The organism is Synechococcus sp. Minos11 (assembly GCF_014279855.1).
In the GTDB taxonomy this organism is placed as follows: domain Bacteria; phylum Cyanobacteriota; class Cyanobacteriia; order PCC-6307; family Cyanobiaceae; genus RCC307.
Map to the genome: position 1 here is coordinate 1,532,598 of NZ_CP047953.1, position 26,749 is coordinate 1,559,346.

The following is a 26,749-nucleotide window of genomic DNA, read 5'->3' on the forward strand; positions in this document are numbered from 1 at the left end:
CCTTAAACCACCTCAACCATCGGGAAGAGTGCTGGCAATTTCTGCAGCCAAGGCTTTCAGTCCCAGCTCAGCAAGTGCAAGCATTTCCTTTTGCTCCCCAACAATCCGCAAATCTGATAAGTAAATCGCCAGCAGTTTCTTGGTGTTGGCACTCAGATCAGCTGTGTTGTATTCCTTACCATTGATCGTGAGATTATCAGGCAAAGATTCAGCCAGATTCGCCCAGGTTGAGTCAGCAGCAGTGTTGATCTCAATTCCCGAAGAAGCCGCTTTCTTAGCCATCACTTGGATGCGAGTAATTGGATTATCGACTGATTTTGCCAGCTACGGAGCAATGGAAGGCTCAAACCAATCACATTGCTGTAACACCCCTCCAATCTCTCAACCACAAGACCGCCGCGGCCCTCCAAGGCAAAGCCGCCAGCACACTGAAGCGGTTCGCCTGAGGCCACATAAGCCTCAATCTCCGTTTGGCTCAGGGGGGCGAAATGCACCGTTGTGGTGACAGTCGCCAAATGCTGTTGATCCGCCAGTAGGCAGTGGCCTGTATGCAAGGCACCGTGCTGCCCAGCCATGCGCTGCCAACGCCGAATGGCTTCTGCTGCATCAGCCGGCTTGCCAAAGATTTCGCCATCAAACTCCAGCACCGAATCACAACCCAACACGCCCCAAGCAGGCTTCTCTGCAGCGCTGAGCCGCTCAGCCACAGCCTGGGCCTTGGCCTGCGCAAGCTTTTGCACCAATTGGGCAGGACTGGGATCAGTGATGGCCTCTTCATCCACGCCGCTCACCTGCACGCGGTGTGGAATCCCAGCCAGCTCTAACAGGCGGCGACGGGCCGGTGAGGCTGAAGCCAACAGCAACGTCATGGCCTCTGGTTCCTAGGGTTCCCCCATGCTGACTTGCGATCCCCATTCCTTGGCACGCGCAGCGGAGGCCCTGCCCTGCTTGCCGCTGCAGCCGAGTTTCTACGCCGCGGTGTTGCAGCAACCCCTCAGCAGCGAGGAGGTGAGCCGGAACGAGGCTTGGTGCTGCCGGCCGCTCAGTGCCAATGCCACCGAAAACTGCTTCATCTGGCTGATTCGCTTGGGGGTGCTGCGGCGTGAAGTGGATGGCCAAGGGCTGACTTCGCGGGTGAGGCTCACCCCCATGGGCAACCAACTGCTCAAGCGCTGGCCGCAAGGCTGGCCCCCCGCCAGCCCCTGGCAGCGGCTGCGCCATGGCATCCGCCGGCGCTGGCCACGGCTGTGACGCCGCCCACCCCCTTGATGGTGCTGGGCACCAGCAGTGGTGCCGGCAAATCCCTGATGACAGCGGCGCTATGCCGCGTGCTCAAACGCCGCGGCGAGCAGCCCCTGCCCTTTAAGGGGCAGAACATGAGCAACAACGCCTGGGTGGATCAAAGCGGCGGCGAGATGGCCTATTCCCAAGCGCTGCAGGCTTGGGCCGCTGGGCTGGAGCCGAACTGCGCCATGAACCCAGTGCTGCTCAAACCCCAGGGCAACAGCACCAGTGAAGTGATCCATGGCGGTGAATCAGTTGGCATGGCGCGGGCCGAGACCTACTACCAGGAGTGGTTCAAGTCGGGATGGCTCGCGATTCGCCAAGGACTGGAGCAATTGCGACAGCAACACCCCCACGGCCGGCTGGTGCTGGAAGGAGCCGGCAGCCCAGTGGAGGTGAACCTGCAGCACCGCGACCTCACCAATCTGCGCTTGGCCCAATACCTGCGGGCCCGCTGCCTGTTGGTGGCTGATATCGAACGGGGCGGCGTCTTTGCCCAACTGGTGGGCACCTTGCAATTGCTGCGGCCAGTGGAGCGGCCCCTGGTGAAGGGCCTATTGATCAATCGCTTCCGCGGCCGCCAGGAACTGTTTGATCCAGGCGTCAGCTGGCTTTCAGACAACACCGGCGTGCCGGTGCTTGGGGTGATGCCCTGGCTTGATGAACTCTTTCCGCCAGAAGACTCCCTGGATCTGCTGGAGCGCCGCGGCCGTAAAGCCAATGCTGAGCTGGAGATCGCCGTGTTGCGGCTGCCCTCCCTCAGCAACTTCTCGGATCTCGATCCACTAGAGGCCGAGCCCAGCGTGCAACTGCGCTGGGTGCAACCCGGCGAAGCCCTCGGCCAACCCGATGCGGTGGTGCTGCCGGGCAGCAAACAAACCCTGCGGGATCTCAAGGCGCTGCAGGCCAGCGGCCTGGCTCGTGAACTGCAGCGCTTCAGCGCTGGTGGCGGCGCTGTGCTCGGCATTTGCGGCGGCCTGCAGATGCTCGGCAGGGAACTGCTGGATCCTGATGGGCTGGAGGGAGCGGCAGGCGCTAGTGCAGCGGGGCTGAATCTGCTGCCGCTGCAAACCCGCTTTGGCGGCAGCAAAGCCCTGCGCCAACGCACCGCTGTGGCCCAATGGCCAACCGCTGAGCCCTGCCCAATCGAAGGTTTCGAGCTGCATCGCGGCAGCACCATCGCCCTTGAGCCCCTGCAAGCGCTGTGCCAAGAAGAGGGGCTGGGCTGGGTGCAAGGCCAAGTGGCCGGCAGCTACCTGCATGGCCTGCTGGAAAACGGCCGCTGGCGGCGTCAATGGCTCAACCAACTCAGGCGCCGCAAACAGCTCCCCGAACTCGCCGAAGACCAAGGGCATCACTCCCTGCAACGGGAAGCTCTGCTCGATCGGCTTGCTGATGCCTTTGAAGCCAACGTTGATCTAACGCCGCTGCTTAGTGATCCGTGAGCTCTTCGGTGATGGTGACGCTCAGATCGGAATGGGGGGTGCGCAGTTCAATCAACTTCTGGTACTCCGCTGAGTCGTAGGCCGCCACAGCCGCCTCACGAGATTCAAATTCCACGATCACGTTGACCGTGCCCGGTTCACCCTCACGCACATCACTGAACAAATCGCGCACCAGCAGCCGCGCGCCGACGGCCTCCAGCCAACTGTTGAAGGCACTGATGTACGAAACCATGCCCAAGGGGGTATGGATGGTGCCGGTGCAGACCCAATAGCCCTTGGCCATGATTTTGCAAATGCGCCCGCTGATTCAACTGCATACATGAGCACGGTTCGCTTGCGATGGCCCGATGGACGCAGCAGCGGCGCTGCCGCTGGCTGCAGCTGGCTGGAGGCGGCCCAAGCAGCCGGGGTGAGCATCCCCACCGGCTGCCTCGGCGGCAGTTGCGGCGCATGTGAAATCGAAGTCAATGGCGAGCTGTTGCGCGCCTGCATCAGCAACGTGCCGAAGAGCACTGAGCTGCTGCAGGTGGAACTGGCCAGCGATCCCTATTGGTGACTCAGGGCTGAATCAAGCCGCCACCGAGGCACACCTCGCCGTCATAAAAGACGGCCGCTTGACCGGGGGTGATCGAGAACTGCTCTTCAGCAAAGTCCAAGCGGCAGCGATGGGGGCGTTCGGCCTGATGGTCGCTGTCGGTCGGCGGCAAGGGGGTTAAACGAGCACGCTCGGGTGCGCTGCGGTAACGCACCTGCACCTCCACATCCATTGGTTCAGCTGGTGGATCGATCGACACCCAATTCACAGCGCCCACCACCGCATCACCGCGGGCTGCTTCCGCGCGGGGAGCCACCACCACCCGGTTCATCGCCCCATCGAGGCGAACCACATGCAATGGCTCACTCCAAGCCACACCCAAGCCTTTGCGCTGGCCGATGGTGAAGTGCTCAATGCCGTCGTGTTGACCCACCACGCGGCCATCAGCCAGCACAATTTCACCGGGCCGCTCCGGCAGGTAGGCATCCAAGAACGCCTTCATCGAGCCGTGATGATCAGCCAGGCAAAGGTCTTGGCTTTCTGGTTTTTCGGCGGTGCGCAAACCCAGCCGCGCTGCTTCAGCGCGAGTGTCGGGCTTGGTGAGCTCCCCTAAAGGAAAGATCAACCGCTGCAGCACCGCCTGGGGCAGGTCGTAGAGGAAATAGCTCTGGTCTTTGCGCGCATCAAGGCCCCGCAGCAGCTGCGTGCGGCCGCCTGCCGCATCAGGGCGCAAACGGGCGTAGTGGCCGGTGGCCACTCGGGTGATGCCCCGTTCTTTCTCAGCCCAATCGAGCATCGGGCCAAATTTGACCGCCCGGTTGCAGCGCGAGCAAGGCAACGGCGTGATGCCATCGCCATAGCCCTGCACCAAAAACTGCACGATCTCCTGCTGAAAGGTGTCGCGCGAATCCACCACATGGTGCGGAATCTCAAGCTCCTCACAAAGCCCGGCCGCATCCACCAGCCCCTCCGCGCAGCAAGCCCCTTTGCCGCTCATCAACCAGAGCGTCAGCCCTTCCACTTCCCAGTTGGCATCGCGCAGCAACGCCGCGGTGAGCGAGCTATCCACACCGCCAGAGAGACCCACGGCAACGCGATGCTCCCCAGGCCAGGCCTGCAGGCGCTCAATCACGGCGGTCACCGCCGGAGCCGCTTGAGAAGACAGCGTGGTCATTCCCTCATCCTGCCTTCCATCCTGAAGGCATGACCTGGCCCGCCCCCGACTCGCAGCATCTACTGCTCAGCAGCCGCGCCATGCAGCAGCTGGAGGAGGCCCTTTTTGCCCAAGGGCTGCCGGTGGCGGCGTTGATGGAGCAGGCCGGCCTGGGATTAGCCCAAGCCGTATTGCAGCACCGAGATCTCAAGCGCCATGGGCTGCTGGTGCTGGTGGGGCCCGGCCACAACGGCGGTGATGGCCTGGTGGTGGCCCGTGAACTGCATCTGCGCGGGATTGACGTGCGGATCTGGAGCCCGTTTAACGCCCATAAACCACTCACAGCCGAGCACCTTCGCTACGCCCGGTGGCTGGGCATCCCTCAATTGGAAACAGCTCCGGATCCCCGCGATCCGGCCCTCTGGCTCGATGCCCTCTTTGGCCTGGGCCAGCGGCGGCCCCTTGGCCCTGAACTCAGCCAGTTGCTGCAAGAGCGCCAGCGCAGCGGTGGCTTGATCTGGAGCATCGATGGCCCCAGCGGCCTCGATAGCGACAGCGGCCAACCCACCGGCCATGGCACCGCCTGCTGCCAGCGCAGCTTGATCGTTGGGCTGTGGAAGCGGGGCTTCTGGCAAGACAGCGCCATGGCCTGGGTGGGCCAGCAGCAGCGCATCCCCTTGAGCCTTCCCTCTTCTGTATTACCCAGCCTTGGAGAAGAGGCGAGCTTGGGGCTGTGGAGCTCTGATCTGGTCAGCAGCAGTGCCCCTTGGCCGCAGCCGCCTTTGGCCGCCACCAAGCATGGTCGGGGCCGGCTGCGGGTGTTTGCGGGCTGCGGCGACTACCTCGGCGCCGCGCGGCTAGCCCTCGAAGCGGCCAGCAGCAGCGGCATTGGTTGGCTGGAAGGGGTGGTGCCGCAGCCCTTGGCCGAGCAGCTGTGGCAGGTGCTGCCCCATGTGCTGTTGCCCAACCCGGAGGCCCCCTTGGAGCGCCTTGATGCGGTGGCCTATGGCCCGGGGCTGGGCGGCGGCGCGCTCAAAGCTGAGCTGCAGGATTTTCCTGGCTTGCTGCTGCTGGATGCCGATGGGCTCAACCGCTTGGCCGCCCAAGGCCATGTGCAGCTGTGGTTGCAGCAGCGCACTGGCCCCACCTGGCTGACGCCCCACGCGGCGGAATTCGAGCGGTTGTTCCCGGAGCTGGCCAACTTGCCGCCCGATCAAGCCGCCAGCCAGGCCGCGCAGCAGAGCCAGTGCTGGGTGCTGCGCAAAGGTGCCCGCACCGTGATCGCCTCACCCGATGGAATAGTGCGGCAAGTGCTGCAGAGCGAGGCGCGCGCTGCACGGGCCGGCCTGGGAGATGTGTTGAGCGGTTACGCCGCAGGCCTTGGAGCCATGGGATTGGCCGCAGGGCTGGATCCAATGGGCGATCGCTTCGATGGGCTGTTAGCCCTAGCCGCGCTGGCCCACGCCAGCGCTGGAATCCGGCAAAGCCAAGCTGGAGAGGGCGCCGCCAGTCCTTTGGCCATCGCTCAAATGCTTCAAAAAGTGCAAGATTCAGGGAGTTTTGAACAAGCTGAAAGCAACCTGATGTGCGACTGAGTTACATCGAGCACAAAAGTTTTCCACAGCTTCCACAGCCAGGGCCGTTTTTTATCAGGAGTTGACCATCAACAGAGATCACAATTCGGCATCAACTCTTAAGAGGGTTTTCGCCAATTGTGTTGATTTCCTCCCCTAAATCTAAAAGGTTACTGAAATCACAACTGAATCAAGAAAGCCCATAGGAGGCTCTACTTCCGGAGCCATCCCTCCCCATGACCGCAAGCCCTCTCACAGCAGCTGAAAACAGCCGCAAGCGGGGCAATGACCCCGTCAGTTGGTACCTTTCGAGTATCGGCCGGGTTCCATTGCTGACTCCTGCGGAGGAGATCGAGCTGGGGAACCAGGTTCAAACCATGATGACTCTGGTGGAGCAAGGCGAGGAAGCCACCTACACCGCCCGCGAAAAGAAACTGATTCGTGTTGGCCGCCGCTCCAAGGAGCGCATGATGAAAGCCAACCTGCGCCTGGTGGTGAGCGTTGCCAAGAAATATCAAGGCAAAGGTTTGGAGCTATTGGATCTGATCCAGGAGGGTTCCTTGGGCCTGGAACGGGCCGTTGAGAAGTTCGACCCCACCCGTGGCTACAAATTCTCGACTTATGCCTTCTGGTGGATCCGCCAGAGCATGACCCGGGCGATCGCCTGCCAGTCCCGCACGATCCGCCTGCCGGTTCACCTCAGCGAGCGCTTGGCCACGGTGCGCAAAGCGACGATGGACTTGGCTCACAAATTGGGCGCCATGCCCAGCCGCCGGGAGATCGCCACCGAGCTGGGCATGGGCCTTGAAGAGCTCGATGGCCTGCTGCGTCAAGCGCTGACCACCTCCAGCCTCGATGCCCCCATCAGCGGCGAGGAAGGCCGCAGCTTCCTGGGTGAGCTGATCGCTGATCCCCGCAATGAGGAGCCCCTCGATGCGGTGGAGCGGCGCATGCACCACGAGCAGCTGGGCCGCTGGCTCAGCTACCTCACCGCTCAAGAAAAGCAGGTGCTGGAAATGCGCTTTGGTCTGGGGGGCGAGCAGCGCCACACCCTCGCTGAGATCGGCCGCTTGATGGAGGTCTCCCGCGAGCGGGTGCGTCAGGTGGAACTCAAAGCCCTGCGCAAACTCCGTAACCTCCCCCGGCGCGTTCCAACCCAGCTCTGAGCATCCGGGTTCCCCTCGTTTACCACCCGCTCTACAGCGCTCCACTGCCCTCGAGCCATCGCTTCCCGATGGCGAAGTTCCGGCAGTTGCGCCAGTGCCTGGCCGATAAGGGGCTCGCGCAAGAACAGCAAGTTCATCAGCCGCTGTCCTGCCCGCGGCGCTGGCTTGAGCTGGTGCACCCGCGCCGCTATCACCAGGCCTTTGCCCGCGGCGAGTTAGATCGTCAGGCCCAGCGGCGCATTGGTTTGCCAGCCACCCAACCCCTGGTGCAGCGCACCTGGCTCTCGGTGGGGGGGACGCTGCGAACGGCGCAACTGGCTCTTGAACACGGCATGGCCTGCCACCTGGCGGGCGGCACCCACCACGCCTTTCCCGATTACGGCAGCGGCTTTTGCATCTTCAATGACATCGCCGTAACCGCCAGCGTCTTGCTGCAGCAAGGCCTGGTAAACAAGCTCATGGTGGTGGATCTTGATGTGCATCAAGGCGATGCCACCGCAGCGATCTTTACCGGCGAGCCGAGGGTGTTCACCTTCTCGGCCCACGCCGCCAGCAACTTCCCCTCGCGCAAACAAAGCAGCGATCTTGATCTGCCGTTGGCCGATGGCCTCGAAGATCAGGCCTATCTACAAAGCGTTGGGGATGTACTGCCGGCGCTGCTCGATCAGCAGCAACCGGATTTGGTGCTCTACAACGCCGGCGTCGATCCACACCGAGACGATCGCCTCGGCAAGTTGGCCCTCAGCGATCAGGGCCTGTTGCAGCGCGATCACTTGGTCTTTGATGCCTGCCTCAGGCGCAACATCCCTGTGGCCAGCGTGATTGGCGGCGGTTACGACACGATGGATGCGCTGGTGGAGCGCCATGCCTTGGTGTTCCGGGCCGCCGCGGATCAAGCCCGTTTGCACGGGCTTTAAGGGTCAGTCTTCCGCCCAGATGTAGCGGGTGAGCTCACTGGCATCGGGCTCGGGAGCCGCCAGGGCGAACTCAACGGCTTCGCGCACTTCGGCATCGATCTCTTTATCGATCGCCTCCATCTCTTCAGCGCTCAGCAAACCGCGGGCATGCATGGTGGCCTGGAAGCCCTTGATCGGATCGCGCTCGGCCCAGAAGGCTTTCTCCTCGGGATCGCGCAACTCATCGGGGTCCGCCAGGGAATGACCGCGGAAGCGGTAGGTCATGCACTCCAACAGGGTGGGACCTTCACCGGCGCGGGCGCGTGCCACAGCGCGCTGGGCGGCATCACGCACCGCCAACACATCCATGCCATCAACTTCTTCGCCGTGCATGCCGAAGCCAGCTGCTTTGCGCCAGATCTCGGTGTCACTGGTGGCGCGCTCGTGGGCCATGCCGATGGCCCACTTGTTGTTCTCCACCACAAAAAGGATGGGCAGCTTCCACAGCTGCGCCATGTTCAAGCATTCGTAGAACTGGCCGATGTTGCAGGTGCCATCGCCAAAGAACGCGGCGGTCACGGCATTGCTTGAGCTATCGCCGAGGGCATCGCGCTTGTAGCGGCTGGTGAAGGCTGCACCCAACGCCACAGGAATGCCTTCCCCGATGAAGGCATAGCCACCGAGCAGATGGTGCTCTTTGGAGAACAGGTGCATCGAGCCACCACGGCCCTTGGAGCAACCGGTTTCTTTACCGAACAGCTCACTCATCACCTCGCGGGCGGGCACGCCAGCGCTGAGGGCATGCACGTGGTCGCGGTACGTGCTGCAGAACCAGTCGTGCTGGGTCTTCATGGCCTTGATCACGCCACTGGAGACCGCTTCCTGCCCGTTGTAGAGGTGCACGAAGCCAAACATCTTGCCGCGGTAGTACATCTCCGCGCACTTGTCCTCAAACCTTCGCCCCAGGACCATGTCCCGGTAGATGGTGAGGGCCTCCTCTCGGGTCAGATCGGGGCACGCCTGCGCAGTGGCAAAGCTGGCGGCGGCGGCGGTCTCCGTGGTCATCAAACTTGACCCGTTGCAGGAACGGACTTTACCGCTGAAGCCCCTTAAACTCCGCACCTGTTTTAAGTAGGTAGCGGTGGAACTCCCCCTCGACCATTTCCGACTGTTGGGGGTGAGCCCGGTTGCCACCGAGGAGTTGGTGCTGCGCACCTTGAGTCAGCGACTGGACCGGCCGCCTGAAGGCGGCTTCACCACAGACGCCCTGGAGTGCCGCGCTGAGCTACTGCGGGGCAGCGCTGATCTGCTCTGCGACAGCGAGCGCCGTGAGGAATACGAGTGCCTCCTCACCCAGCTCAACGCCGAGGGCCCCGACACGCTGCCAGCGTTGGAGGTGCCCTCGAGCCAGGAAGTGGGCGGCCTCATCCTCCTGATGGAAGCCGGCCAAGCCGCCGAAGCCTTTGAAGGCGCCCGCCAAGCGCTGCAACCACCCCAGGCCCCAGCCCTGGGCAGCAACCGCGAAGCCGATCTCTCGCTGCTGGCGGCCATCTCGGCTCAAAAGGCCGGGCAAGAGCGCTGCCGCGATCGCCGCTTTGAAAGCGCCGCGCAGATCCTGCACAACGGCATCCAACTGCTGCAGCGCATGGGCCAGCAGCACGAGCAACGGGTGCGCCTCGAGAGCGACCTCAATGCCCTGCTGCCCTACCGGATCCTGGATCTGATCAGCCGCGATCTGGCTGAAAGCGGTAGCCGCGAATTTGGCCGCGATCTGCTCGATCAATTGGTGCAGCGACGCGGCGGTCTCGATGGCGATCAAGATCCCGAGTTCCCGCAGGAATCGTTCCAGTCGTTCTTCCAGCAGATCCGCGGTTTCCTCACCGTGCAAGAGCAGATCGATCTGTTCCTGCAGTGGGGTGAAAACGGCTCGGTGACCGCTGAATTCCTCAGCGCCTATGCCCTGACAGCCTCCGGCTTTGCCCAGCGCAAACCCGAGCGGATCAGCTCGGCCCTCGAGCGGCTGCAAGCCATGCGCGATGTGGGCGTCGATGCCGAAATGGCCTGCCTGCATCTGCTTCTCGGCCAAACCGATGAAGCAGCGGTCTGCTTTGAGCGCGGCAGCGATGCGGCCCTCAAGGCCTGGGCCAAAGAACAGGGCAGCGATCCCTTGGCCGGCCTGTGCGTGTATTGCAGCGACTGGCTCAAGCGCCAAGTTCTGCCTTGCTACCGCGACCTAGAGGCCGACCCCGATCTTGAGGCCTATTTCGCCGATCGCGATGTGCAGGCGTTCATCGAAAGCAGCGACCGCAACCGTCAGCGCGCCGGCGTCAGCCCCAGCGCGCCGATCACCAGCTTTGAAGTGCTGCCCACCCCTGATCCCAGCGAGATCGAAGAGATCCTTGAGCCGCTGAGCAGCAGCGAAGAAGACGCCACACCCGTCTGGCGCCTGTGGCAAGAGCAGGCCCAACAGGCCGCAGCCCAACTGCAGCAGTGGCAGAGCGAACTCCAAGAGCGCCTGCAAGCCACCACGGGCAAACAGCGCTCGATTGCAGCGGCCTCAGCCGCCGGCCTCACCGCTGCATTGATTGCTGGGGTGGCCATCAGCCAGCGCCCCAGCATTCCGGCCCGCGAAGCCCTGCTGCTGCCAGAAGCTCCACTGGAGCTCGATAGCCCCTTGGCAAAGCTCAACAGCGCCACACCAGCGGAGGAAACCGAAGTGCTGCTGCAGCTGTGGCTCGACACCAAAGCCACGCTGCTTGATGGCACCGCCTCAGCCGATCAGCTCCAGGCATTGGCAAGCGCCGAACTGGTGCAATACGCCAAGGCCGGCCGGGCCCTCGATGCCTCCAGCGGCAAGCGCCGCAAGGTGAATGCCCGGGTTCAGGAGCTGGAGCTCAGCAGCGAAACCCCAGAGCGGCGTGTGGCCAAAGCCACGATCCAATACGAGGAGAAGGTGCTCAGCGACGACGGTGAGCTGCTGGGCCAAGTGGAGCCCAAGCAGATCAAAAACACCTATGTGTACGAGAAAAAAGGCGACAGCTGGCAGCTGACCGACTTCCGCCCCAGCATCTAGCGCTGAGCTGATTCCTACGATGGAGGGCTTGTAGCCCTGAATTGGCGGCGCTGATGTTTGAAGAGCTCTCCCAACGGTTTGAGGATGCCGTCCGCGGCCTCAAGGGCGAAGCCTCGATCAGCGAGGGCAACGTCGATAGCGCCCTAAAAGACGTGCGCCGCGCCCTGCTGGACGCCGACGTCAGCCTGCCGGTGGTCAAAAGCTTCATCGCTGAGGTGCGCGAGAAAGCCCTCGGCGCCGATGTGGTGCGTGGCGTCAGCCCCGATCAGCAATTCATCAAGCTTGTCCACGAGGAGCTTGTTGAGGTGATGGGCGGGGCCAATGCGCCCCTGGCCAAGGCCGAGCAATCCCCCACCGTGGTGCTGATGGCCGGCCTGCAGGGCGCCGGTAAAACCACCGCCACCGCCAAGCTCGGACTGCACCTCAAAGAGCAGGGGCGTAGAGCGCTGCTGGTGGCCGCCGACACCTACCGGCCAGCAGCCATCGATCAGCTGCAAACGCTCGGCCAACAGATTGATGTGGAGGTGTTCAGCCTTGGCGCTGATGCCAAGCCCGAAGCCATTGCCGAAGCAGGCCTAGCCAAGGGCCGCGAAGAAGGCTTCGACACGGTGATCGTCGACACCGCCGGCCGCCTGCAGATCGACACCTCGATGATGGAGGAGATGGTGCGGATCCGCAGCGCCGTGGCACCCGATGAGGTGCTGCTGGTGGTGGATTCGATGATTGGCCAGGAGGCCGCTGACCTCACCCGCTCGTTCCATGAGCAGGTGGGCATCACCGGGGCCGTGCTCACCAAGATGGACGGTGACTCCAGGGGTGGCGCGGCTCTTTCGATCCGCAAGGTCAGCGGCGCACCGATCAAATTCATCGGCACCGGCGAGAAGGTGGAGGCGCTGCAGCCCTTCCACCCCGAGCGGATGGCCAGCCGCATTCTCGGCATGGGTGATGTGCTCACCCTGGTGGAGAAGGCCCAGAAGGAAGTTGAGATCGCCGATGTCGAGAAGATGCAGCGCAAGCTGCAGGAAGCCAGCTTCGACTTCTCCGATTTCGTCAAGCAGATGCGCCTGATCAAGCGCATGGGCTCGCTGGGGGGCCTGATGAAAATGATCCCGGGGATGAACAAGATCGACGACGGGATGCTCAAGCAGGGCGAAGCCCAGCTCAAGCGCATCGAAGCGATGATCGGCTCAATGACCGTTCAAGAGCGGGAAAACCCCGACCTGCTCGCCAGCCAGCCCTCCCGGCGGCGCCGCATCGCCAAAGGCAGCGGCCACCAACCAGCTGAGGTGGACAAGATGCTGGCCGACTTCCAGAAGATGCGGAGCTTCATGCAGCAGATGAGCCGCGGCGGCGGCATGCCGGGAATGCCCGGGATGCCCGGCATGGGCGGCATGCCTGGAATGGGCGGTATGCCGGGGATGCCTGGCATGGGCGGCGGCGGTGGTGGCCGCCCCGGCAAAAAGATGAAGCCCGCCAAGAAGCGCAAGGGCTTCGGAGAGCTGTAAGGGTCAAGCGGTATGGTGGTGGATTCCTGTCCACGACCGTTCGAGATCCCGATGATCAAGCTCCGCCTGAAGCGCTTCGGTAAGAAGCGGGAAACGAGCTTCCGGATCGTGGCTTGCAACAGCACCAGCCGCCGCGATGGCCGCCCGCTGCAGGAGCTGGGCTTCTACAACCCCCGCACCAAGGAAACCCGCCTCGACACCGACGCCCTGCGCGCTCGCCTCGAGCAAGGCGCTCAGCCCTCCGACACCGTGCGCACCCTGCTGGAGCGCGGCGGTCTGCTGACCAAATCCGTGCGCCCCGCTGAGGTGATCGGCAAGCTCAAGCAGGAAGAGGCCCGTAAGAAAGAAGCTGCCGACGCCAAGGCTGCTGCCAAGGCCGAAGCAGAAGCCAAAGCCAGCGAAGCTGCTGCTGCTGCTGCTGAGGAGGCTCCGGCTGAGGAGGCTCCCGCTGAGGCCTGAGCCTCACCGTGACCAGCAGCGAGGGCCGCGAACGCCAGCGCTTCACCATTGACCTTCCCGATCAGGAAGCCGCCCTGGCCCTCGCGGGTCAGGGCGAAATCATGTTGCGGCGGCTCAGTGATCTGACCGGCGCCAACCTCGTGCTGCGGGGACTGCAGCTGTTCATCGAAGGCCGCCCCAGCCAAATGGAGCGCGCTGCCGGATTGGTGGAGCTGTTGCGCCCCTTTTGGAGTGAGGGCCAGGCCGTCACCCAGGTGGACATCCAAACCAGCCTGCAGGCCCTCGATACCGGCCGCAGCGACGAACATCGCGACCTCAGCCAGCAGGTGCTGGCCCGCAGCCAGAACGGCAAGCTGCTGCGGCCGCGCACCCTGCGGCAAAAGCAATACGTCGAGGCGATGGAGCGCCACGACCTCACCTTGGCGCTGGGCCCAGCGGGCACCGGCAAAACCTTTTTGGCTGTGGTGCAGGCGGTGCGCTGCCTGCAAGAGCGCAAGGTGGAGCGGATCATCCTCACCAGACCGGCGGTGGAGGCCGGTGAGCGTTTGGGCTTTCTGCCCGGTGATCTGCAGCAAAAGGTCGACCCCTATTTGCGGCCGCTATACGACGCGCTGCACAGCCTGCTGAGCCCGGAGCGCACAGCGGCCTTGATCGAGAAAAACATCATCGAAGTGGCGCCTTTGGCCTACATGCGCGGCCGCACCCTGGCCGAGGCGTTTGTGATCCTCGATGAGGCCCAAAACACCACCCCCGCGCAAATGCGCATGGTGTTAACGCGCCTGGGCGAAAACTCCCGCATGGTGGTCACTGGCGACCCCAGCCAGGTCGATCTCCCAGGCAGCCAGCTCAGCGGCCTGGTGGAAGCCGCCCAGGTGCTCGATGGCGTTGAAGGCATTGCCATCTGCCGTCTCACGGCCGCCGATGTGGTGCGTCACCCCTTGGTGCAGCGCTTGGTGCAGGCCTATGCGCGCCGCGACGCGCAAAACCAAGGGCGCCGGTGAGGTGATCCGCACGCCTGCAGGCAGCGATCCCTTGGAATCACTGGCAGGATTAGTGAAGTTTGAAACTCTGATGCGCCATGCCGGCCAGCAGTAATTTCCGCGAGGTCATCCGCGACGCGCAAAGCAGCGCGCTGGTGGGACCCAATGTTGTCAATAAGGCGCTGCCCTACGTGGGTGGCGGCATGGTGCTGACCGCCGCCGGCACCCTCGGCGGCCTGTCGATGATCGCCAGCCCAGCCTTCATGCCCCTGTTCTGGGTGGCCTTGATCGGCAACCTGGTGCTCTTCTTTGTGGCGCAAAACATTGCCCTTAAGGGCAACAACGCCACAGCCCTGCCGCTGCTGGCGATCTACAGCCTGATCACCGGCTTCACCTTGAGCGGCTTGGTGGCCATGGCCATCGGCGTAGCCGGCATCGGTTCGGTGGGCACCGCAGCGATCGCCACAGGCATCACCTTTGTGATCGCCTCGATCATGGGCCGCCGCATGAGCGACAGCGTTGGTCAAGCGCTTGGCGGCGTGGTGACCCTGGGCATCATCGGCCTGGTGATCGCCATGGTGGTGCAGCTGATCGGCGGCATCTTTGCCCCGCAGATGTTCCTGGGCGGCGGCTTTGAGCTGATGATCGCGGGCTTCGGCACCGTGCTGTTCATCGGCGCCGCCTTCCTCGACTTCTACACAATGCCCCGCGTCTACCAGGACGAGCAGTACCTGGCCGGTGCCCTGGGGATGTATCTGACCTACATCAACCTGTTCATCTTCATCCTGCGCTTCATCATCGCGATCCAAAGCCGCGACTGAGTTTTCAGCTCACTGGGCAACAGCCAACACAGCCGCCGCAATGGCGGCTTTTTGCTGCTCGTCATAACCCCAGCGCGCCAGGAACTCGACGTCGTCGCCTTCGCCTTTGGTGGCGGCCAGCAGCGTTTCCAGGCGCTTTTTCACATCTTCTGGTTCCAGCATCTGCAGCAGGTCGTTGCAGCGCTGGGTGACCCGCTCCGATTTGCCCTGCTGCTCGTGATCACCTGTGCGCTGGTGGTGCACAGCCATGGCGGTGCTCATCGCCAGGTTGCGCACGGTGAGATCCACCACGCCATCACCGGCGGCGCGCAGCTGCAGCTGCAGAGGATCGGGCAGGCGGTCCATCAGCGGGCTATCGCCAGCCAGGCTGATCACGAAAAAGCCGCGGGCGCCATCACGACTGGCCACCAGTTCGGCCACGCGATCGGCCAAGACCTCATCACTGAGTTCACCGGCTTCCCAGAGGTTCAACCACTGGGCCGTGATCTCCATGGCCTGCTGGAAATTCGGAGCAGCGGCCTCACTCATGGCGACGCAGGTTCAAAGCTGCCTGCAGGCTAGGAATCAGTTGGCACCAAAGGCCAGGACATCGAACCTTGAACAACAGGATTCACGGCAGCTCGAGCCACCACAATCGAGGCAGAGCTGACCTGATGCTTCAGCCAGCAGCGGCAGGGAGAAGCCAACGCCCATAGCGGGCATACAAGGCGGGAATCACCACCAGTGTGAGCAGGGTGGAGGTGATGAGCCCTCCGAGCACGACAATGGCCAGGGGTTGAAGGATTTCATTACCGGCGCCAAAAGCAAGAGCCAACGGCAACATGCCAAGCGACGACGTCAGCGCCGTCATCAAGATCGCGTTGAGCCTCTCCAGGCTGCCGTTTCGGATCAACTCCATCAGCGGCTCACCGCTTTGATTGCGCCGGTTGAAGTTGTCCACCAGCAACAGGCCATTGCGAATGGCGACTCCAAACAAGGTGATAAAACCGATCAATGACGCCACCGACAGCACCCCACCACTGATCAGAACAGCCACCAGACCGCCCACCAGGGCCAGGGGCAAATTGATCAGGATCGCCACTGTGGCTGGCCAGGAGCGCAGCGCCACCAGCATCAAACCAGCGATCACCACAGCGGCCAAGAGGCTGTAGAGAACCAAGGAACGGGTTGCCCGTTGCTCTGATTCGAATTGGCCTCCGTAGCGGATGCTGTAGCCAACAGGCAGACGGACCAACGTCTCCACCTGGCTGCGAATGTCATTCACCACCGGGCCCAAAGGGCGACCGGAAACATTGGCTGACACCACAATCCGGCGAGCCACATCCTCACGGTTGATCTCGTTCGGGCCACGGGTCGAGGTGAGCAACACAAAGTCGCCCAACGGTTTGAGCACTCCAGAAGCGGTTCGAACCGGCACGCGACGCAACGCATCTAAGTCACTGCGCTGTTCCGGTTGCAGCGTCACGATCAAGGGATCACGGCCACTGGCGGGCTCAGCTGGGCTAATGAGTGCACCATGCAGGGCGACATCGATAGCTTCTGCCAGCGTTCCAACCCCCACCCCGTCCTGAAGCGCCCGGTCATGATCAATCGTCAGTTGGATCTGGGGCACTGGCAGCAAAGGCTCAAGCTGAAGATCCACCACACCGGGCACCTCACCCACCGCATCACGAACCTGCTCACCAAGACGGCGCAGTTCATTGAGATCAGGGCCAGAAATCTTGATGGCGATGGCACTGCGTACGCCAGAGAGCACTTCATCCATCCGATGGGAGATGAACCCACCGATGTTGGGGGCCACACCAGGCAGGGCGAGAAAGGCCTCACGGATACGAGCGATGGCAGCGGGGCGATCAGCCATGGCCTGATCACTTAATTCCAGATCGACGTGAGCGATATTCACTCCCGCGCCATCGGCATCCCCTGGGGCACGCCCGGCGCGCACCTGAATCCAATCCACGTCATCGCTGGACTGGAGACGTTCCGAGAGAACTGTGCCTGCGCGGCTCGTCATCTCAAGAGACACACCGGGGTAGAGAACCATCGAATTCACCAGCGACTGCTCGCGAAACTCCGGCAAGAACACCCGTCCCAGCCCTGGAAGAATCAACACAGCCGCCACAACCGTTGCCAGGGCAAGCGCCAAGACGCGGCGCGGAGTGATCAAAGCAAGATTCAAAATGGGGCTGTAGAGCCGCACGGCAGTCCGCTCAACCCAGGAGCTTTCAGCCGGCAGTGGCGCCCGACTCAGCAATAGAGCGCAGAGGGCCGGTGAAAGGGTGAGTGCTACAAGCGTCGATGCCAGGATCGACATCACGTAGGCGATGCCCATCGGCATAAAAATGCGCCCTTCCACGCCTGTGAGCGTGAAGATTGGAGCGAACACCACAACGATGATCAAGGTGGAAAACAGCACCGGCTGACGCACCTCCACCGAGGTGCGAAACACCACCTCCAAGGGATCTTGGGGCGACGGCAACTGCCGATTGCGGCGCAGCCCCCGGTAGCAGTTCTCCATGTCAACGATGGCGTCGTCGACCACCGATCCGATGGCCACCACCAAACCACCAAGGGTCATGGTGTTGAGCTGAAGCCCAAGCCCCCGCATCAACAACAAACCAACCAACAACGACAACGGGATGGCACTGAGGGTGATCACAGCGGTGCGCCAGTTCATCAGAAACAGCACAAGCACAGCCGCCACAATCACAACGCCCAGCAGCAGTGATTCGCTCACATTGCGGATCGCAGTGTCGATGAACTGGGCCTGACGGAACGTCTGGCTCACCACCACATCCTTCGGCAGGGAGGCATTCAGCTGTTCAACCCGTTGTTCCACAGCTTTCGTCAGCTGTGGGGTGTCCACATCGGGTTGCTTGTTGATCATCAACACCACCGCTGGCTTGGCATTGAATGTGGCTTCGCCACGCCGCAAGGCAGCACTGGGGCGGATCTCAGCGACATCGCCCAAAGCAATGATCTGATCGGTCGCTGAACGCAACGGCACCCGTTCCAGATCAGCACTGGCCGTGCTGAAGGCGGGAGGAAGGATTAAACGTTCTTGCCCGCCAGCAATCTGAACACCACCGCGGCCGTTGAACTGTGATGCGCGAGCTGCCTCAACGACATCAGAGAGAGCAAGATTGCGCTGCTGCAGAGCCTGAAGATTCAGCTGCACTTGTGTCTGCGGCAGGTCACCGCCGTAGATCGTCACCTGGGCGACGCCAGGGATGGCGAGCAGCGCATTTTCATAGGTGGTTTGAACCAACGAGCGCAATCGCAATTGCTCATCTGCCGTCGCCGAATCAGGCAGCGTGAAGGCGTATTGGAGAACGGTGCCGAGGGGCGAAAGGGGTGGGGAAATTTCCGGCGAATCGGCCGACGCTGGCAACTGGGTGCGGAGCTGCTGCAAACGTTCCGACACCAACTGGCGAGCGTTCTGCAACTGCGATGCATTGCGGAACACCACCTGCACCATCGAGAGGCCAGGCTTGGACGCCGAACGCACCACCTCAACACCCGGCAAACCATTCACAGCCGCCTCAATGGGCGCACTGATCTGGCGCTCAACCTGCTCCGGCGCAAGACCAGGAGCAGCCGTTTGAATCTCCACCTGTGGTGGCGCAAAGGGGGGGAATACATCTAGAGGCATCTGAACAACGTTCAGAACGCCCCAAACACTGATCAGAATCGAGCAGACAACGACAAACCAACGGCGTGCAATCGAACCACGCAGGATGGCGTTCAGCAGCCTGGTCAACATCGATGCGACATATCAACCTTGCTTTGATCCAGGACCACGGCGGCGAACTGCCATCACCCCACCGAGAATGACAAACACAGCAACCGTGATGCCTCCGGGCAGTAGCCATGCGGGGGTGCTGGTTTGTGCAGGATCAACTTCAACCCGGCCTGAGTCAGCCATTGCCGTGCTTGTTGGGCTGGTTTCAGCCAGAGCACGCTCCTTTTTCTGAGACTCGGCATAAAGCGAAAGAGCTCCTGAAACAACCACCTGTTCATCGGCACTCAAGCCCTCTAGAACGACCGTGCGGTCGTTTGCTACCGCCCCAAGTCGCACAAAGACTGGGTCGTATGTGGTGCCGGTGCGGACAAACAGCAGAGGTTTCCCTGCAGCATCGACAACGGCAACGCTCGGCACCGTCTATTGACCATCAGGCCCGCTCTGGGGAGCAGCCGTGGTGATTCCAAGGAGCTGATCCTGATCAGGCGATGCCTTCAGCTGATCAACCTCACCGTTCTGGACGAACTCATCACCATGGCCGGAGTGGGCGACTGCAGCTGGAACGGCAACGCCCTGAACACCGCCGCACACAACGGCACAGCTGAGAACGAACGCGCGCATGTGCTTAAAAGAACGATGGCAAGCCATTTTCGGGAGGCTTTGGAGAGTCAACAAACTCGGGAGCTAAGCCAAGCAGACCATTGGGGTTTGTGCAGGCACTCGACAACACCCTTGGTGACATCAGGCGCTGGATGTCAGCTAGCACCTGCGGGCTCAGCAGCCGAGTCCGCTGCTGGGGTGCGCGCAAACTTGGGATGGGAGCTGCGGTCGTGCAGGCGCACGCCGGTTTCCTTGATGCTCATCAGCTGCTCACCGAGCTGGCGCATCAGCAGGCGCTGCTTGCGATCGGGCATGCCGAGCACCGCCAAAAAGGCCAGCAGCGGGAACAGCAGCGCGCCCAGGCCCCAGAAAAACCAGTTCAGGCCTTTGGCTTGAGCAATGGAGGTGGTGAACAGCAGCTGGGCAATCCAGAGCACCAAGCCGAGGCCGCCAAAGGCCTGCACGATCGGGGAGGCCAGCAGGGAGGGATCCAGCATCTGCAAACGCTGAGCGATAAAAAAACGCTAGAGAGAAATCGCCAGGCGTCCACGCCAAGATCAAAGGGCCACCACAACGCTTCTGTGGAACGCCAAGCCGGACACGACCTGCACCTGCGGCTACCGCAAGGCCACTGGCAAGCGCTCGAGCGCCATTGCCTTCAAAGCGGAGAGAGCCATAGCGCGGTGCTGCGCAAAGCCTTGGCCGATTACCTCGATCTCGAACACCACACCCTGTGGCAACTCTCCACCTCAACGGCTGTGGTGGAGGGCGTGTTTGGCGGCAGCCTGCAGGTGAAGGATCTCGCTGACCACGGCGACTTCGGCATCGGCACCTTTGAGCAGCTCGATGGCGAAGGGATCCTGCTCGATGGGATCTGCTGGCAAGCGCGCGCCGATGGCAGCGTCTGCCGCGCGCCTGCTGATGAGGGCATTCCCTTTTGGGTGGCCACCCACTTCGAGGCCCAGCAAAACTTCAGCCTCAGCGCCATCAACAGCATCGAAGCCCTTGGCGCCCAGCTCGATCCCAAACGCCCCGGCGCCAATTTGTTTGTGGCGATCCGCATCAGAGGCCTATTCGACGAGGTGCTGATGCGCTCCGTCTCCAAGGTGCCCAAGGGCGTGGGCTTGCTGGAAGCCTCCCAGGATCAAACGATGGTGCGCCGCAACAACATCCGCGGCACCCTGGCGGGCTTTTGGAGCCCAGAGCACACCACCAGCCTCAATATCCCCGGCTACCACTTCCATTTCCTGGCTGATGACCACAGCAGTGGCGGCCATGTGTTGGACGTTCAAGCCGCTGAGCTGCAGGTGGAGCTGGATCTGCAATCCAACCTGCGGCTGGCCCTGCCGCAAACCAAGGAATTCCTCGAAGCTGACCTCAGCGGCGACATCGCCGCCGCGCTGCACACCGCTGAAAGCAAGCCCAAAGACGGAGGCCACGGCAGCGCAGACTGAAGCGATGGTTGAAATCCCCCTGGACTCAATACTGAGCCCCACCCCGGCGGGCTTTCGCTCGGGGTTTGTGGCCCTGGTGGGGCGCCCCAACGTGGGCAAATCCACGCTGCTCAATCAGCTGGTGGGGGAGAAGGTGGCGATCACCTCGCCGGTGGCGCAAACGACCCGCAACCGTTTGCGGGCCATCCTCACCACTGAGTGCTCCCAGCTGGTGCTGGTGGACACCCCCGGCATCCACAAACCCCATCACCTGCTCGGCGAGCGGCTGGTGAAAACCGCGCGCAACAGCATCGGCGAAGTGGATGTGGTGCTGGCGCTGATGGATGGCAGCGAACCGATGGGCCGCGGTGATCAATTCGTGCTGGATCTGCTGCAATCGATCCGCCAGCCGGTGGTGATTGGCCTCAACAAGCAAGACATGATCGCCGAAGAACAACGTGAGGAGCTGATCGCCTCCTACAGCGAGGCATTGCCCGAGGCACCGCTCCTGCCGTTTAGCGCACTCACCGGTGATGGCTGCAGCGCCTTAGTAGAAGCCCTGGGCGAACGGCTACCGGAAGGGCCGATGCTGTACCCGAAAGACACGGTGAGCGATCAACCGGAAAACCTGCTGCTGGGTGAACTCATCCGCGAGCAGGTGCTGCACCACACCAGAGAAGAAGTACCCCACTCGGTGGCGGTGCAGATCGAGCGGGTGGTGGAAGACGGCCCGCGCACGGCGATTCTGGCCACGGTGATGGTGGAGCGCAGCAGCCAGAAAGGGATCTTGATCGGCCGCAAAGGCTCGATGCTCAAAGAGATCGGATCAGGCGCGCGGCTGCAGATGCAAAAGCTGATTGATGGGCCGGTGTATTTGGAGCTGTTTGTGAAGGTGGTGCCCCATTGGCGCCAGAAACCAGGCCGCTTGGCGGAACTGGGTTACCGGGGCGAGTAAGCAGTAAAAACCGCGCCATCGATGGCCTCACCTGGGTGATCAGCTGGGATGAAATGGTTCAGCAAGGGCTGCCCTGCCAGGGCATCAGTCGCCTGCTCTTGCCCATTGAGGAGCCCACCGATCAAGCCGAACAGCAGCTCAGGCAGCAGCTGATTAGCCAACGAGGGGCGATTCCCCGCAGGTTCTGAACCCTCCCGCGGCAGGATGGTTGTTGGCCTGCTGCTGTTGTGACTGACGCCTTCCCCCCCACCAGTGCTGCTGAGGTGCTCGCTCTCTGCGATGGCGCCTGGATGAGCCTGCGGTCTCAGCTGCAACCGGCCGATACCGATGAGGGCTGGCACACCAGCGAAAAAGGCGAGCTCAAGCTGAGCTGGACCGCCTCAGAGAACACCGATGAACTGGGCCGCTTGGCGGCCACCCCGCCATCGGGGCAATCCACAGTTTTGACGTTTTGGGCTGATGGGCGCCTGGAAGGCAGCGGCGGCCAAAAGGGCCGCTGGGAGTTGCAGGTGGGCAGTCGTCTGGTGTTGATCCATCGCGATGGCGAGCTGCGCATCGAGGAATCGATCAGCTTCACCAAGCCCAACCTGCGCCTGCGCAACCTCTTGATCTGGAAAGGCGAGCAGCTGCAGGGTTCCCAGTTCTGCTCGGAAATCCGCCGCGTCAGCAAGCCCGCGTCGTGAGCAGCTTCCGGCTGGATGTGGTGAGCCTGGTGCCGGAGGTGTTCGATAGCCTCCGCGGCCTGGGGGTGATCGGCCGCGCCTTTAGTGCCGGCATCGCCGAGCTGCACACCCACAACCCTCGCGATTACGCCACCGATCGCTACCGCAAGGTTGACGATGAGCCCTATGGCGGCGGTGCGGGCATGGTGCTCAAGCCCGAACCGGTGTTTGCCGCCTTTGAAGCGATCCCGCTGCAGCCGCGCCGGCGGGTGCTGCTGATGACACCCCAGGGCAAGCCGCTACAGCAGGCCGACCTACGCCGCTGGGCCAGTGATTACGAGCAACTGGTGCTGCTCTGCGGCCACTACGAAGGCTTCGATGAGCGCATCCGCAGCCTGGCGGATGAAGAGGTGTCGCTCGGTGATTTCGTGCTCACCGGAGGCGAGCTGCCGGCGATGACGATCATCAATGGCACCGTGCGGCTGCGGCCCGGCACCGTGGGCACCGCCGATTCCTTGGTGGAGGAAAGCCACAGCGCAGGGCTGCTGGAGCACCCCCACTACACGCGCCCCGCCACCTTCCGCGAGATGGAGGTGCCGGCAGTGCTGCGCAGCGGCGACCATGGCGCCATCGCCCGCTGGCGCGCCGAGCAGCAAAAGGCACGCACCCAACTGCGCCGCCCTGATCTTTGGGCCCAATGGCAGGCCGAACACCCCGGCGACGAGGGCTGATCAGCCCTGCTGCTGCAGGTTCTTGAGTGCCGTGAGCAGGGCCGCAGGGCTCTGGGGATCCACCATCAACACGCTGCCGCCTTTGGCCTGGGCCATCTGCTCGCCCATGCCCATCCACTCACTGGCCAGCAGCAGGCGCATGGCTTCCGCGGCTTGGGGATTGGTCTGCAGTGCCTGGGCCAATTCGCCAGCAGCCAGAGCTTTGGCCTGGGCAATGAGCTGCTGTTGCTGCGCTTCGGCCTCGGCTTCTAAAACCAAAGCTTCCTTGCGGGCCTTGGCATCGAGCACCAGTGATTCAGCCCGCCCGCGGGCTTCATTCACCTGGGCCTCCCGCTCCCCTTCTGAACGCAAAATCGCCGCCCGCTTTTCGCGCTCAGCCGTCATCTGCTGCTCCATCGCCTGCTGCACCCCTTTGGAGGGATGGATGTCGCGCAGTTCAACGCGGGTCACCTTCACGCCCCAGGGGTCGGTGGCCTGATCGAGATCGCGCAGCAACACCTCATTCACCTCCTGGCGGGTGGTGAAGGTTTGATCGAGATCGAGCTTGCCCATCTCGGCGCGAATTTGCGTGAGCACCAAATTCACCATCGCCGCCTGCAGGTTGTCGACGGCGTAATGGGCGCGCGGATGCTCCAACAGCTGCCAATAGACCACTGCATCCACCTCAATCGAGACGTTGTCGCGGGTGAAGCACTGCTGCGGCGGAATATCGAGCACCCGCTCTTTCAGCGATTCCAGGCTCACCACCCGCTCCACCACCGGCATCACAAACGACATCCCCGGAGTGAGCTGGCGGTCGTACTTGCCGAGCCGCTCCACCAAACGCGACTGGCCGCCGCTGGTGATCTTGACGCTGCTGCCCCCCAGCCAGGCGATCACCACGAGCGCCGGGATCCCAAAAAATGCTTCCACAGCAGCTGGTGCAGACCGCCCAACGCTAGGCAGCATGAAAGCAACAGGCTGCAGTGGGCATCGCCGATGGAGGCCATCACCTGGTTGTTGATTGGTTTGGCCCTGCTGGCCAGTGAATGGCTTGGCGCCAGCTTCGATGGGCTGCTGCCAGCAGCGGTGGCGGCCCTGCTGATCTCAGTACTCACGGCCGTGCTGCCTCTGGCGCTTTGGCCGCAGCTGCTGCTGTTTGGTGTGCTCACCGGCGGCCTGTTGCTGGCGATCCGGCGCTGGTCAAAGAGTCAAAAAGAGCGCACCATTGCCCAAAGCCCAGCAGCAGAGCGGGCCACGGTGATCGGCGGTTTTGATCAAGCGAGCAGCGGCCGGGTGCGCTGGCAGGGCCAGAGCTGGGCGGCCGACAATCTCGAACCGGAGCAGCTGCTGGCCCCAGGCGCTGTGGTGGTGGTGATGGGGCGCGAGGGCACCAGGCTGCAGGTGCTGGCTTCTAAGGTCGAGCCATGAACATCCGCGTTGGCAACGGCTACGACATCCACCGGCTGGTGCCGGGCCGCCCACTGATCCTGGGCGGCCAAACCCTCGAGCACCCAGGTGGCCTGGGCCTCGATGGCCACAGCGATGCTGATGTGCTGGTGCACGCGATCATGGATGCCTTGCTCGGCGCCCTCTCGCTAGGCGATATCGGCAAATACTTCCCGCCCACCGATCCCAAATGGAAAGGGGCCGACAGCCTGGTGCTGCTGGAGCAGGTGATGGGCCTGGTGCGTGAGCGCGGCTGGAGCGTGGTGAATGTGGATTCGGTGGTGATCGCCGAGCGGCCCAAGCTCAAGCCCCACATCGAGGCAATGCGCGCAGCGATTGCAGAGCGCATGGGCCTGGATCCTGAGCAGGTGGGCGTGAAGGCCACCACCAACGAAAAGCTGGGAGCTGAAGGCAGGGAAGAAGGCATCTCCTGCCAGGCCGTGGCCCTGCTCTCCAAGCCATGAGCTGGCTGCCCGCGCTGCTGCTGAGCCTGCTGCTGTGGGCCGCCCCAGCCTGGGCGGTGCGCCCCCTCGATCCAGCCGCTGGTGTGGTGGAGGTGCTGCAGATGCCAGTGAGCGCTGGGCAGCGCCAATGCTGGCGCCAGGCCGAGGAGGCCCACTGGGAACCCTGGCTGGAGCAGCAAGATGGCTACCGCGGCCGCGAGCTGCTCTGGGATCCGGAGCGCCAACAGGCGGTGGTGCTGGTGGGCTGGCAGTCGCAACAGCAATGGGATGCCATCCCCGCGAGCAGCATTGGCTCCACCGAGGAGGCGTTCAACGCCCAACTGCGCGATTGCCTCGGCGTCAACGCCGAGGCACCTCTGCCGCTGCAGCGAACTGGAGCGCTCAAGCCGCTGCAGCCATGACCTATGTGCTCGGCACCCATAGCGCTGAGCTCCAGCGGCTCGGCCGCCAGCACCGCTTTTGGCGCCAGGAATGCCGCAGCGGGTTGCAGCGCGCTGGCTTTGGCCCTGGCGATCGGCTCTTGGATCTCGGCTGCGGGCCGGGATTTTGCAGCCTTGAACTCGCTGAGCTGGTGGGCCCAAGCGGCCAGGTGCTGGGCCTGGATCTTTCGCCGAACTACATCGAGCATCTCCAGCAGCTGGCCCATCAGCAGAACTTGAGCCAACTGCGCGGCATCGCCACCGATCTGGCCCAGCCACAACAGCTGCCGGAGGCTGGCCACTGGGATGGGGCCTGGTGCCGCTGGCTCTGGATGTTTTTGCCAAGGCTGGAGCCCCTGCTCGATGGCCTCGGCTCAGCGCTGCGCCCCGGCGGGCGGCTGGTGCTGCAGGAATACATCCGCTGGGACAGCTTTTCGCTGCGCCCTGGCGGCAGCGCCCTGGCGGAGTTCGTTGCCACTTGCATCCGCCACTGGCGCAATCAAGGCGGCGATCCCGATGTGGCCAGCCGGCTGCCGGAGCTGCTCAGTCAGCGCGGCTGGCGGCTGGTGAGCTGCCGCAGCCTGCTGGATTGCTCCACCAGCAGCGAAGCCAAAGCCCTGTGGCTGCAGGACTTTCTCTCCAGCTATCCGCAGCAGCTGCAACAACTTGGCCTGTGGAGCGACCAGCAGCAGCAGCGGCTGGAGGCCGAGCAAGCCAGCGCCATGCTGTGGATGACGCCAACGCTGGTGGAGCAGATCTGGGAACGGCCATGAGTGAGCACCGCCTGGATCTTGAGCGGCGCCAGCGCCTCGGGCTGGTGGAAGCGATTTGGGGTGAGCACAAAAGCGCCGCGCAGATCATCGCCATCGCCCGCGACTTCCAAAGCGCCGGTGAACTGGCCCTGGTCACCCGCGTTGATGAGGCCAAAGCCGCCGCCATCCAGAACTCAATCCCGGAGCTGGTGCACCACAGCCAAGCGCGCTGCCTCACCCTGGGCGAGCTGCCCAACCCCTCCCAGCCAGCGGTGGGCTTGCTATGTGGCGGCAGCAGTGATCTGCCTGTGCTCGCTGAAGCCGAGCTGGCATTGCGCTGCCATGGCATCGCCAGCCAGCGCTTTGCCGATGTGGGCGTGGCCGGGCTGCACCGGCTGCTCAAGGTGATCCCTGAGCTCAATGAGCTGCAGCTACTGATCGCCTTTGCCGGCATGGAAGGCGCCCTGCCCACGGTGCTGGCCGGCCTGGTACCGCAGCCGATCATCGGCGTGCCGGTGAGCGTGGGTTATGGCGTCAGCGCCGGCGGCCAAGCAGCCCTCAGCGGCATGCTCGCCAGCTGCGCGCCTGGGCTCACGGTGGTCAACATCGACAACGGCTACGGCGCAGCGATGGCCGCGTTGCGGGTTCTGCGGGGCCGTAGCTAAGCCGAGG

General features: G+C 63.1%; 32 protein-coding genes. 21 read left to right on the top strand and 11 right to left on the bottom strand.

The annotated features are described in order from the left end of the window. Positions 1-12: 12 nt before the first annotated feature. Positions 13-282 (bottom strand): hypothetical protein, encoded by a 270-nt coding sequence (locus SynMINOS11_RS08610; RefSeq protein WP_186547952.1) that lies wholly within the window; start codon positions 280-282, stop codon positions 13-15. Beyond that, positions 282-869: a Maf family protein gene (locus tag SynMINOS11_RS08615; protein WP_186547954.1), complete on the bottom strand. Its 588-nt coding sequence runs from the start codon at positions 867-869 to the stop codon at positions 282-284. The genes SynMINOS11_RS08610 and SynMINOS11_RS08615 overlap by 1 nt, the downstream gene beginning before the upstream one ends. 25 nt (positions 870-894) lie before the next feature. Between SynMINOS11_RS08615 and SynMINOS11_RS08620 the strand changes: the two genes are divergently transcribed. Next, complete coding sequence (locus tag SynMINOS11_RS08620; RefSeq protein WP_011936114.1) at positions 895-1,251, top strand: Npun_F0494 family protein; 357 nt, start codon at positions 895-897, stop codon at positions 1,249-1,251. Between the two features lie 17 nt (positions 1,252-1,268). Further along, positions 1,269-2,729: a cobyric acid synthase gene (locus tag SynMINOS11_RS08625; RefSeq protein ID WP_186550797.1), complete on the top strand. Its 1,461-nt coding sequence runs from the start codon at positions 1,269-1,271 to the stop codon at positions 2,727-2,729. Here the strand turns inward: SynMINOS11_RS08625 and SynMINOS11_RS08630 are convergent. Continuing rightward, the gene (locus SynMINOS11_RS08630; protein ID WP_186547956.1) at positions 2,716-3,012 is read right to left on the bottom strand and encodes a DUF1330 domain-containing protein; all 297 of its coding nucleotides are present in this window, start codon (positions 3,010-3,012) and stop codon (positions 2,716-2,718) included. The genes SynMINOS11_RS08625 and SynMINOS11_RS08630 overlap by 14 nt on opposite strands. Positions 3,013-3,048: 36 nt before the next feature. On the opposite strand from SynMINOS11_RS08630, the gene SynMINOS11_RS08635 reads away from it, so the two are divergent. Next, complete coding sequence (locus tag SynMINOS11_RS08635; protein ID WP_186547958.1) at positions 3,049-3,285, top strand: 2Fe-2S iron-sulfur cluster-binding protein; 237 nt, start codon at positions 3,049-3,051, stop codon at positions 3,283-3,285. Position 3,286: 1 nt separating this feature from the next. Here the strand turns inward: SynMINOS11_RS08635 and mnmA are convergent, their stop codons facing one another. After that, positions 3,287-4,438: a tRNA 2-thiouridine(34) synthase MnmA gene (mnmA, locus tag SynMINOS11_RS08640; RefSeq protein WP_186547960.1), complete on the bottom strand. Its 1,152-nt coding sequence runs from the start codon at positions 4,436-4,438 to the stop codon at positions 3,287-3,289. Positions 4,439-4,467: 29 nt separating this feature from the next. Here mnmA and SynMINOS11_RS08645 point away from each other — a divergent pair, with 29 nt between their 5' ends. The 3 genes from SynMINOS11_RS08645 to SynMINOS11_RS08655 all read left to right on the top strand — a co-directional run bounded on the left by SynMINOS11_RS08645 (position 4,468) and on the right by SynMINOS11_RS08655 (position 8,074). Beyond that, a complete protein-coding gene (locus SynMINOS11_RS08645; protein WP_186547961.1) occupies positions 4,468-6,012 on the top strand; it encodes an NAD(P)H-hydrate epimerase in 1,545 nt (514 codons plus the stop codon). 215 nt (positions 6,013-6,227) lie between these two features. Next, positions 6,228-7,157 (top strand): sigma-70 family RNA polymerase sigma factor, encoded by a 930-nt coding sequence (locus tag SynMINOS11_RS08650; protein WP_186547963.1) that lies wholly within the window; start codon positions 6,228-6,230, stop codon positions 7,155-7,157. 2 nt (positions 7,158-7,159) lie between these two features. Further along, positions 7,160-8,074 (top strand): histone deacetylase family protein, encoded by a 915-nt coding sequence (locus SynMINOS11_RS08655; protein ID WP_186550799.1) that lies wholly within the window; start codon positions 7,160-7,162, stop codon positions 8,072-8,074. 3 nt (positions 8,075-8,077) lie between these two features. Here the strand turns inward: SynMINOS11_RS08655 and pdhA are convergent, their stop codons facing one another. After that, entirely contained in the window at positions 8,078-9,118 is a 1,041-nt protein-coding gene (gene pdhA, locus SynMINOS11_RS08660; protein ID WP_011936122.1) for a pyruvate dehydrogenase (acetyl-transferring) E1 component subunit alpha, read from the bottom strand. A 112-nt stretch (positions 9,119-9,230) separates the two neighbouring features. Between pdhA and SynMINOS11_RS08665 the strand changes: the two genes are divergently transcribed. The 5 genes from SynMINOS11_RS08665 to SynMINOS11_RS08685 all read left to right on the top strand — a co-directional run bounded on the left by SynMINOS11_RS08665 (position 9,231) and on the right by SynMINOS11_RS08685 (position 14,891). After that, the gene (locus SynMINOS11_RS08665; protein WP_186547965.1) at positions 9,231-11,126 is read left to right on the top strand and encodes an IMS domain-containing protein; all 1,896 of its coding nucleotides are present in this window, start codon (positions 9,231-9,233) and stop codon (positions 11,124-11,126) included. Between the two features lie 53 nt (positions 11,127-11,179). Continuing rightward, entirely contained in the window at positions 11,180-12,631 is a 1,452-nt protein-coding gene (gene ffh, locus SynMINOS11_RS08670) for a signal recognition particle protein (RefSeq protein ID WP_186547967.1), read from the top strand. 51 nt (positions 12,632-12,682) lie between these two features. After that, the gene (rpsP, locus tag SynMINOS11_RS08675; protein WP_186547969.1) at positions 12,683-13,090 is read left to right on the top strand and encodes a 30S ribosomal protein S16; all 408 of its coding nucleotides are present in this window, start codon (positions 12,683-12,685) and stop codon (positions 13,088-13,090) included. Positions 13,091-13,098: 8 nt separating this feature from the next. After that, the gene (locus tag SynMINOS11_RS08680; protein WP_011936126.1) at positions 13,099-14,091 is read left to right on the top strand and encodes a PhoH family protein; all 993 of its coding nucleotides are present in this window, start codon (positions 13,099-13,101) and stop codon (positions 14,089-14,091) included. 77 nt (positions 14,092-14,168) lie between these two features. Beyond that, on the top strand, positions 14,169-14,891 hold the full coding sequence (locus SynMINOS11_RS08685; RefSeq protein ID WP_011936127.1) for a Bax inhibitor-1/YccA family protein: 723 nt from the start codon (positions 14,169-14,171) through the stop codon (positions 14,889-14,891). Between the two features lie 9 nt (positions 14,892-14,900). Here SynMINOS11_RS08685 and SynMINOS11_RS08690 read toward each other — a convergent pair whose 3' ends face one another. From SynMINOS11_RS08690 to SynMINOS11_RS08705, 5 genes are all read right to left on the bottom strand, one after another. After that, positions 14,901-15,419, bottom strand: a complete 519-nt coding sequence (locus SynMINOS11_RS08690) for a hypothetical protein (RefSeq protein WP_186547971.1) — start codon at positions 15,417-15,419, stop codon at positions 14,901-14,903. 130 nt (positions 15,420-15,549) lie between these two features. Beyond that, positions 15,550-18,654, bottom strand: coding sequence for an efflux RND transporter permease subunit (locus SynMINOS11_RS08695; RefSeq protein WP_186547973.1), 3,105 nt, complete (start codon positions 18,652-18,654; stop codon positions 15,550-15,552). A 12-nt stretch (positions 18,655-18,666) separates the two neighbouring features. After that, positions 18,667-19,050: a hypothetical protein gene (locus SynMINOS11_RS08700; protein ID WP_255445365.1), complete on the bottom strand. Its 384-nt coding sequence runs from the start codon at positions 19,048-19,050 to the stop codon at positions 18,667-18,669. A 3-nt stretch (positions 19,051-19,053) separates the two neighbouring features. Beyond that, entirely contained in the window at positions 19,054-19,254 is a 201-nt protein-coding gene (locus SynMINOS11_RS12975) for a hypothetical protein (protein ID WP_255445366.1), read from the bottom strand. A gap of 134 nt (positions 19,255-19,388) precedes the next feature. Then, positions 19,389-19,730: a hypothetical protein gene (locus SynMINOS11_RS08705; protein ID WP_043737114.1), complete on the bottom strand. Its 342-nt coding sequence runs from the start codon at positions 19,728-19,730 to the stop codon at positions 19,389-19,391. Between the two features lie 84 nt (positions 19,731-19,814). Here SynMINOS11_RS08705 and budA point away from each other — a divergent pair, with 84 nt between their 5' ends. The 5 genes from budA to trmD are packed head-to-tail and all read left to right on the top strand — an operon-like array spanning position 19,815 to position 23,014. After that, the gene (gene budA / locus SynMINOS11_RS08710; protein WP_186547975.1) at positions 19,815-20,687 is read left to right on the top strand and encodes an acetolactate decarboxylase; all 873 of its coding nucleotides are present in this window, start codon (positions 19,815-19,817) and stop codon (positions 20,685-20,687) included. Between the two features lie 4 nt (positions 20,688-20,691). Then, on the top strand, positions 20,692-21,621 hold the full coding sequence (gene era / locus SynMINOS11_RS08715) for a GTPase Era (protein WP_186547977.1): 930 nt from the start codon (positions 20,692-20,694) through the stop codon (positions 21,619-21,621). Between the two features lie 53 nt (positions 21,622-21,674). Further along, complete coding sequence (locus tag SynMINOS11_RS12980) at positions 21,675-21,809, top strand: hypothetical protein (protein WP_255445367.1); 135 nt, start codon at positions 21,675-21,677, stop codon at positions 21,807-21,809. 39 nt (positions 21,810-21,848) lie between these two features. Then, positions 21,849-22,304, top strand: a complete 456-nt coding sequence (locus SynMINOS11_RS08720; RefSeq protein WP_186547979.1) for a phycobiliprotein lyase — start codon at positions 21,849-21,851, stop codon at positions 22,302-22,304. Beyond that, positions 22,301-23,014 carry a tRNA (guanosine(37)-N1)-methyltransferase TrmD gene (trmD, locus tag SynMINOS11_RS08725; protein WP_186547980.1) on the top strand — a complete coding sequence of 238 codons (714 nt, stop codon included), beginning with the start codon at positions 22,301-22,303 and terminating at the stop codon, positions 23,012-23,014. Before SynMINOS11_RS08720 ends, trmD begins: the two co-directional genes overlap by 4 nt. On the opposite strand, the gene SynMINOS11_RS08730 is transcribed toward trmD, so the two are convergent. Beyond that, a complete protein-coding gene (locus SynMINOS11_RS08730) occupies positions 23,015-23,926 on the bottom strand; it encodes an SPFH domain-containing protein (protein ID WP_043737128.1) in 912 nt (303 codons plus the stop codon). It abuts the gene before it with no gap. 66 nt (positions 23,927-23,992) lie between these two features. On the opposite strand from SynMINOS11_RS08730, the gene SynMINOS11_RS08735 reads away from it, so the two are divergent. From SynMINOS11_RS08735 to larB, 5 genes are read left to right on the top strand one after another with little or no spacing between them, the layout of a single operon-like run. Next, a complete protein-coding gene (locus SynMINOS11_RS08735) occupies positions 23,993-24,424 on the top strand; it encodes an NfeD family protein (RefSeq protein ID WP_186547982.1) in 432 nt (143 codons plus the stop codon). Continuing rightward, positions 24,421-24,906: a 2-C-methyl-D-erythritol 2,4-cyclodiphosphate synthase gene (gene ispF / locus SynMINOS11_RS08740; RefSeq protein WP_186547984.1), complete on the top strand. Its 486-nt coding sequence runs from the start codon at positions 24,421-24,423 to the stop codon at positions 24,904-24,906. Before SynMINOS11_RS08735 ends, ispF begins: the two co-directional genes overlap by 4 nt. Further along, positions 24,903-25,307 (top strand): TIGR03792 family protein, encoded by a 405-nt coding sequence (locus SynMINOS11_RS08745; protein WP_011936147.1) that lies wholly within the window; start codon positions 24,903-24,905, stop codon positions 25,305-25,307. Before ispF ends, SynMINOS11_RS08745 begins: the two co-directional genes overlap by 4 nt. Continuing rightward, positions 25,235-26,098 carry a class I SAM-dependent methyltransferase gene (locus tag SynMINOS11_RS08750; protein ID WP_255445368.1) on the top strand — a complete coding sequence of 288 codons (864 nt, stop codon included), beginning with the start codon at positions 25,235-25,237 and terminating at the stop codon, positions 26,096-26,098. The genes SynMINOS11_RS08745 and SynMINOS11_RS08750 overlap by 73 nt, the downstream gene beginning before the upstream one ends. Continuing rightward, positions 26,095-26,742, top strand: coding sequence for a nickel pincer cofactor biosynthesis protein LarB (larB, locus tag SynMINOS11_RS08755; RefSeq protein WP_186547986.1), 648 nt, complete (start codon positions 26,095-26,097; stop codon positions 26,740-26,742). Before SynMINOS11_RS08750 ends, larB begins: the two co-directional genes overlap by 4 nt. Positions 26,743-26,749: the final 7 nt, after the last annotated feature.

Excerpts from the sequence above, each read along its gene's own strand:
- SynMINOS11_RS08610 (WP_186547952.1), bottom strand. The coding sequence starts at position 282 with ATGGCTAAGAAAGCGGCTTCTTCGGGAATTGAGATCAACACTGCTGCT.
- SynMINOS11_RS08615 (WP_186547954.1), bottom strand. The coding sequence starts at position 869 with ATGACGTTGCTGTTGGCTTCAGCCTCACCGGCCCGTCGCCGCCTGTTA.
- SynMINOS11_RS08620 (WP_011936114.1), top strand. The coding sequence starts at position 895 with ATGCTGACTTGCGATCCCCATTCCTTGGCACGCGCAGCGGAGGCCCTG.
- SynMINOS11_RS08625 (WP_186550797.1), top strand. The coding sequence starts at position 1,269 with ATGGTGCTGGGCACCAGCAGTGGTGCCGGCAAATCCCTGATGACAGCG.
- SynMINOS11_RS08630 (WP_186547956.1), bottom strand. The coding sequence starts at position 3,012 with ATGGCCAAGGGCTATTGGGTCTGCACCGGCACCATCCATACCCCCTTG.
- SynMINOS11_RS08635 (WP_186547958.1), top strand. The coding sequence starts at position 3,049 with ATGAGCACGGTTCGCTTGCGATGGCCCGATGGACGCAGCAGCGGCGCT.
- mnmA (WP_186547960.1), bottom strand. The coding sequence starts at position 4,438 with ATGACCACGCTGTCTTCTCAAGCGGCTCCGGCGGTGACCGCCGTGATT.
- SynMINOS11_RS08645 (WP_186547961.1), top strand. The coding sequence starts at position 4,468 with ATGACCTGGCCCGCCCCCGACTCGCAGCATCTACTGCTCAGCAGCCGC.
- SynMINOS11_RS08650 (WP_186547963.1), top strand. The coding sequence starts at position 6,228 with ATGACCGCAAGCCCTCTCACAGCAGCTGAAAACAGCCGCAAGCGGGGC.
- pdhA (WP_011936122.1), bottom strand. The coding sequence starts at position 9,118 with ATGACCACGGAGACCGCCGCCGCCGCCAGCTTTGCCACTGCGCAGGCG.
- ffh (WP_186547967.1), top strand. The coding sequence starts at position 11,180 with ATGTTTGAAGAGCTCTCCCAACGGTTTGAGGATGCCGTCCGCGGCCTC.
- rpsP (WP_186547969.1), top strand. The coding sequence starts at position 12,683 with ATGATCAAGCTCCGCCTGAAGCGCTTCGGTAAGAAGCGGGAAACGAGC.
- SynMINOS11_RS08685 (WP_011936127.1), top strand. The coding sequence starts at position 14,169 with ATGCCGGCCAGCAGTAATTTCCGCGAGGTCATCCGCGACGCGCAAAGC.
- SynMINOS11_RS08690 (WP_186547971.1), bottom strand. The coding sequence starts at position 15,419 with ATGAGTGAGGCCGCTGCTCCGAATTTCCAGCAGGCCATGGAGATCACG.
- SynMINOS11_RS08695 (WP_186547973.1), bottom strand. The coding sequence starts at position 18,654 with ATGTTGACCAGGCTGCTGAACGCCATCCTGCGTGGTTCGATTGCACGC.
- SynMINOS11_RS12975 (WP_255445366.1), bottom strand. The coding sequence starts at position 19,254 with ATGCGCGCGTTCGTTCTCAGCTGTGCCGTTGTGTGCGGCGGTGTTCAG.
- SynMINOS11_RS08705 (WP_043737114.1), bottom strand. The coding sequence starts at position 19,730 with ATGCTGGATCCCTCCCTGCTGGCCTCCCCGATCGTGCAGGCCTTTGGC.
- era (WP_186547977.1), top strand. The coding sequence starts at position 20,692 with ATGGTTGAAATCCCCCTGGACTCAATACTGAGCCCCACCCCGGCGGGC.
- SynMINOS11_RS12980 (WP_255445367.1), top strand. The coding sequence starts at position 21,675 with ATGGTTCAGCAAGGGCTGCCCTGCCAGGGCATCAGTCGCCTGCTCTTG.
- SynMINOS11_RS08735 (WP_186547982.1), top strand. The coding sequence starts at position 23,993 with ATGGAGGCCATCACCTGGTTGTTGATTGGTTTGGCCCTGCTGGCCAGT.
- ispF (WP_186547984.1), top strand. The coding sequence starts at position 24,421 with ATGAACATCCGCGTTGGCAACGGCTACGACATCCACCGGCTGGTGCCG.
- SynMINOS11_RS08745 (WP_011936147.1), top strand. The coding sequence starts at position 24,903 with ATGAGCTGGCTGCCCGCGCTGCTGCTGAGCCTGCTGCTGTGGGCCGCC.
- larB (WP_186547986.1), top strand. The coding sequence starts at position 26,095 with ATGAGTGAGCACCGCCTGGATCTTGAGCGGCGCCAGCGCCTCGGGCTG.